Genomic DNA, 5,786 nt, shown 5'->3' on the forward strand with positions numbered 1-5,786 from the left:
CTGTCGTCACCATACCGCTCGTCTGCTTCTTCCTCCGCTCATAGCAAGCGAAAGACCGCACCCAACATCGGGTACGGTCTTTTTTGATGTCTATCTCTCGACATAAACAAAATAAGCACCAGGAATCCCTGATGCTTATTGATTGCTTCTATTAGTTGACAGCGTCTTTCAAGCCTTTGCCTGCTTTGAAAACAGGGTTTTTGCTTGCAGCGATCGTGATCTCTTCGCCCGTCTGCGGGTTGCGGCCTTTTCTTGCTTCTCTTGCTTTTACTTCGAACGTACCGAAGCCGATGATCTGTACTTTGTCTTCGAGAACGAGAGCTTCTTCAATGCTCGTGAACAATGCGTTTACTGCTTTTTCTGCATCTTTTTTCGTCAGTTCTGCTTTTTCTGCAACACTGGCGATCAATTCTGTTTTATTCAACCTAGTGGTCCCCCTTATATATATTCATTATGAACAGTATTATTCGCCGACTTTCTTTTTATTCCTCTTTGATTTTTCACAATTTCACAAAAAAGTTTATTTTTCTTCCAGCTTTGCCTGCTCCCACAGCTTGTCCATCTCGGCAAGTGTCATGTCGTCCCATTTTTTGCCGAGTTCATGCACCTTGTCTTCGATGAAGGTGAAACGACGGCGGAATTTGTGGTTGGCGGCAGTGAGCGACGTTTCGGGCTCGATATGTAAGAAGCGCGACAAGTTGACGAGGCTGAACAGCACATCGCCGAATTCTTCTTCAATGGCATGCGTATCGCCTTCGGCACTCGCTTCGGCAAGCTCACCGAGCTCTTCGCGGACTTTTTCCCAGACGTCTTTGACTTCCGTCCAGTCAAAACCGACTTTTGCCGCTTTTTTCTGCAATTTGAACGCTGCCATAAGCGCAGGCAGTCCCGGCGATACACCGTCAAGCACGCTCACGCGTTTGCCTTCTTTTTCTTTTGCCTTGATGGCTTCCCAGTTGACGAGGACCTCGCCTGCATCGCGTACGCTGATATCACCGAATACGTGCGGATGACGGCGGATCATCTTCTCGGTCACACCGTCGATGACGTCCTGCATACTGAATTCACCACATTCTTCGGCAACGCGCGCATGGAATACGATCTGGAGAAGCAGGTCGCCAAGCTCTTCACAGAGAAGCGGTGCGTCTTCGTTCTCGATGGCTTCGATGGCTTCGTAGACTTCTTCTATCATGTAGCGGCGGAGGCTGTCGTGTGTCTGCTCGATATCCCACGGACAACCGCCCGGCGAACGGAGCGTTTCCATGACATCGACGAGCGGCGTGATATCAAACGTAGATTCGCGTTTTTCTCTGCGCGGTACGTATACGCTCGTCAGATGGTCGATATTCGGCTGACGGTCAAGCTCATAGAGCGGGATCTCGCGCACTTCTTCGTCGTCAAGTCCGAGGTTGCGCACGAACGTGATCACCTGTTCGTCGTCATACTGCTCCATGAGAGCCAGCTTGACTTCGCTCGCCACGGCGCGGTCGTATACCTGCGTGATGACGAGAGCCGCTACATTGTCGGGCGGCAGGTCGCCGATATCATCACCGTCTAAGATGGTCAGCCCGTTGATGGGATCGACACCAAGACGAACGTAGAGCACTTCGAGAAAGCTCATCGCAGGCAGTATCGTAAGCGATACGCCTTCTTTTTCTGCACGAGCGCGCAGCATCTGCACCGTTTTTTCCGCAACGAGCGGACTGCCCGGTACCGCATAGATAAGTCTGCCCGACTCTTTTGCAAGCGCAAGACACTCGTCTGTGATCGTCGTGTACACTTCGTCGAACGTATCTTTTTCGTCATATATATGGTCGAAGCTTGAGAATGTGTATCCTTCTTCGCCGAGCTGTTCAACGGTCGGATGCTTCGCCGTACGCAATCGTACGCAGGCTTCCTCCGTCAACAGTTTTTTCGTTTCTTCCGTCATAAGGCCTTTGCGACCTGCGCCAAGACCGACTACGATCAATTCACTCATCTCTATTGCCTCCCTATTTTTTCAAAAGCCCAATTTTGCGAAGTACGCGCGCAAGCGGTGCGCCGACTTTCGGTACACGAGCAAGGTCATCTTCGGCGATCGCGCCGAGAAGGATCAGACCGACACCGTACACAGCGACACCAACTAAGATCGCCACGAGCGTCGAGAGCGTGTTGCTCGCAAGCTGGAGCATAACAAAATCATACGAGAAGATAACAGCCGCGCCCATCAGCGTTGCCGCCAGACACGTTTTTATGATATCCACCACATTCGGCGAATAGCCGACATAGCGATGGACGAAATACAAGTTGAGCATTGCCGCAACGGCAAAGTCGATATTCGTCGCCCAAGCCGCACCGTTGATGCCCCATTCGGGAAGTGCCGTCCAGTACCAGCTGAGAGCGACTTTTACGACGGCCGATATCGCCAAGTTGATAAGCGGGATCGCCGTGTGGCCGATACCTTGCAGGATACCTGTCGTGACCTGACCGAGGCCGAGCACGATGATACCGAACGAGAGGATACCGATACATCCGCCCGCATTCGGCGTCGCATAGAGCATCTCGGAGATCGGCGTTGCCAACAGGAACAGACCCACACAGCTCGGTATCGTGATAAAGTTCGCGATACGGATAGCCGTCGATGTCTGCTGCAGGATACTTCTCGAATCCTTCAGCGTAAACGCCGCCGATACAGCAGGTACGAGCGATGCCGCCAGCGATGCCGTGAGAATCGTCGGCAGGTTGATAAGCGCAACTGCCATACCTGTCAAGTAGCCGAACAGCTCCGTCGCCGCTTCGGTCGTATAGCCTGCCACTTCAAGACGAGCAGGTACGACCAGAAGGTCGATGTTCGCCGTCAGCGGCATCAGCATATTCGCAAGCGTAACAGGGAGCGACAGCTTGAAGATACGGCTGATGATCTTCATACGAGGAAGCTCTTCCGTCATCGGCTGCACCGCTTCCATCTCTCTCATCGAACGACGCTGTTTCCAGTAGTAACCGATGAGAACAAGAAGACCGAACGCCGCCCCCGGTGCCGCACCGAAGCTGGCACCTGCCGCCGCATACTCAAGCCCCGACGGGAGAAGCAGATACGCCAGAAGGATCATGACAAGCACGCGGAAGAACTGCTCGACGATCTGCGAAACAGCCGTCGGCGTCATCTGCTGAAGCCCTTGGAAATATCCGCGGAAGCTCGCCAATATCGGTACAAACAAGATCGCAGGCGACAGTGCCGCGATCGCCCAGTACGCGCGTGTATCACGGACGAACCCACTCGATGTCAGCCAGTCCGCCCCCAAGAAGAGAAGTGCCGAGAATACGATACCTGTTATCGTCATCATCGCGACAGCCATATGGAATACCTTCCTTGCCCCGCGATAATCATTCAGCGCCATACGCTCCGACACCATGATAGAGATCGCGACAGGGATCCCTGCCGACGATACGCCGAGTGCCAATAAGTAGAGCGGATACGCCATCTGATAAAGACCGATCCCCTCACCGCCCAACAATCTCGACAACAAGATACGGTTGACCGAACCGATGACTTTGACGATGATACCTGCCAATGTTAATATCAAAGCACCTCTGATAAATGCCTGTTTACTCACCTTCCGATTCCTTCCTCTCTCTTTTCCGTCTATGTATACGCAAAAAAAGACATTCTGCGCCTATTTCTATAACATGGTATTTTTCTCCGACGATATTCGTTTTTCCTGCCGATACGCATAGAAAAAAGCAGCCACCGTCTGCGGATCCTGCCCGAAACCACGTTCCAAATCGCGTATCCGTCGCGAACAGGACGCCCTTTGCCCGAGCAGAACTCGCTTTGTGCTGCTTTTTTCTTCTTACTGTGACATTTGTTTCGACAAAAACCCTGCCGCCGTTTCGGTAAGCTTGCTTTCCGTATCGCCCATTCGTATACCCGGCTGGCGCGTACATAAGATGACGGCACCGATGGCATCTCCCTCCACGATGATCGGCGACATCACCTGTGACAAGACCCCGATCGGCGCATCAGCTTCCGTCTGAACGGGAGCGAGGCGCACCTGCTTCGCCTCGCTGAGATCGTTGTGCATCTCAGTCCGTCTGCCCTCCATCACATTCTCCACCGCCATACCGATCGGCTGATGGAGAAAATCCTTCTTGCCTGCACCCGACGCGGCTACGATCTGTTCGCGATCGGCGATCAGTGCGATATGACCGCTCGTTTCAAACAGCGAATCACAATATTCCTTGGCAAAGTTCCCCAGCTCATTGACAGGGGAATATTTTTTTAAGATGATCTCGCCGCCTTGCTCCACATATATCTCAAGCGGATCACCTTCACGAATACGAAGCGTGCGCCGAATCTCTTTCGGAACGACCACCCGACCGAGATCGTCGATCCGCCTTACGATGCCCGTCGCTTTCATCGGCATCTCCCCTTTTCACATATTTGGGTAGCTGTATTTCACTGCTAGTATATATCTCGCTATCTGCTTTTATTCATATACGAGACTGTCCCAAAACGTGGAAAAAAGTACGCACGTTATGTTTCTGTGCGTACTTTTTCACTGTTATATATTTCGTTTTCCTTATTTCTCTCCACTCGGCTTCGACAGCATGGCGATGAGCGTTTTCGCCTGGCGAAGCGCGTAGATGCCGTCTTTTTTCTTATACGCAAGGCGTATCGTCGGCGGTGGGCCGGGGAGTATGGATACGGCACGACCGCACGCTTGTTTGAGCGCGATGACGTTTTCGGGCGCGACGTTCGGCTTGTCGCCGAAGGTGACGGTAAGGCCTGTCGGTGTTTCTGTGATCGAGCGGATACCGAGGGCGCGCGCCTGTATGCGAATGCTCGTGACGGCAAGAAGGTTCGCTGCTTCGTCGGGCACGTCGCCGAAGCGGTCTATCATCTCGTCGGTGAGGTCGGAGAGTTCTTCCTCTGTCCGCAGGGCGGCAAGACGCTGATAGAGTTCCATCTTGTAGCTTGCTTCTGCCACGTACGATTCGGGCAGATACGCTTCGATGGCGATCTCGACAGTCGTTTCTTCTTCGGGCGCAGGCAGTTCTTCGTTTTTGAGTCGTCTGATCTCTTCATCGAGCATATGGCAATACATCTCGAAGCCGACACCTGCGATGTGGCCGTGCTGTTGTGCGCCGAGGAGGTTTCCTGCTCCGCGTATCTCGAGGTCGCGCATGGCGATCTTGAAGCCTGCCCCAAGGCGCGTAAATTCGCGGATCGCAGCGAGTCGTTTCGCGGCGACTTCGGTGAGGACTTTGCCCGATCGATAGGTGAAATACGCGAACGAGGTACGTTTCGACCGTCCGACGCGGCCGCGCATCTGATAGAGCTGTGAGAGGCCGAAGTGGTCGGCATCGTATACGATGATGGTGTTGGCATTCGGCACGTCGAGGCCGTTTTCGATGATGCTCGTCGAGATGAGGATATCCGACTTGCCTTCATAGAAGTCGAGCATGACCTGCTCTAACAGTTCTTCTGCCATTTGTCCGTGCGCCGTCTGGATACGGGCATCGGGCATCATGCGCTCCAACTCTGCACGCATCTTGTCGATCGTTTCAACGCGGTTGTAGACGAAGTAGACCTGTCCGCCGCGTTTAAGCTCGCGTCTGATGGCACTTTTGAGGAGCGATTCCTGATATTCGAGCACGTATGTTTCGACGGGGAATCTCTCTTCGGGGGGTGTTTCGATGATGCTCATATCACGCGCACCGACGAGCGACATATGGAGCGTACGCGGGATCGGTGTTGCCGACAGCGTCAGTACGTCGATGCCGACCGACATCTGTTTCATCTTTTC

The 5,786-nt window shown here is 53.2% G+C and carries 5 protein-coding genes; all 5 read right to left on the reverse strand.

Annotated features, from left to right (window positions below; genetic code table 11):
* Window positions 1–151 precede the first annotated feature (151 nt).
* Complete coding sequence (locus tag IJN28_00005) at window positions 152–424, reverse strand: HU family DNA-binding protein (protein MBQ6712153.1); 273 nt, start codon at window positions 422–424, stop codon at window positions 152–154.
* A gap of 96 nt (window positions 425–520) precedes the next feature.
* Complete coding sequence (gene mazG, locus IJN28_00010) at window positions 521–1,978, reverse strand: nucleoside triphosphate pyrophosphohydrolase (protein ID MBQ6712154.1); 1,458 nt, start codon at window positions 1,976–1,978, stop codon at window positions 521–523.
* A 13-nt stretch (window positions 1,979–1,991) separates the two neighbouring features.
* Window positions 1,992–3,593: a polysaccharide biosynthesis protein gene (locus IJN28_00015; GenBank protein MBQ6712155.1), complete on the reverse strand. Its 1,602-nt coding sequence runs from the start codon at window positions 3,591–3,593 to the stop codon at window positions 1,992–1,994.
* 237 nt (window positions 3,594–3,830) lie between these two features.
* The gene (gene spoVT, locus IJN28_00020; protein ID MBQ6712156.1) at window positions 3,831–4,403 is read right to left on the reverse strand and encodes a stage V sporulation protein T; all 573 of its coding nucleotides are present in this window, start codon (window positions 4,401–4,403) and stop codon (window positions 3,831–3,833) included.
* A gap of 156 nt (window positions 4,404–4,559) precedes the next feature.
* Window positions 4,560–5,786 (reverse strand): transcription-repair coupling factor (locus IJN28_00025; protein MBQ6712157.1); only part of this gene is annotated, 1,227 nt, incomplete at its 5' end.

This window comes from Selenomonadales bacterium (assembly GCA_017442105.1).
GTDB lineage: Bacteria > Bacillota > Negativicutes > RGIG982 > RGIG982 > RGIG982.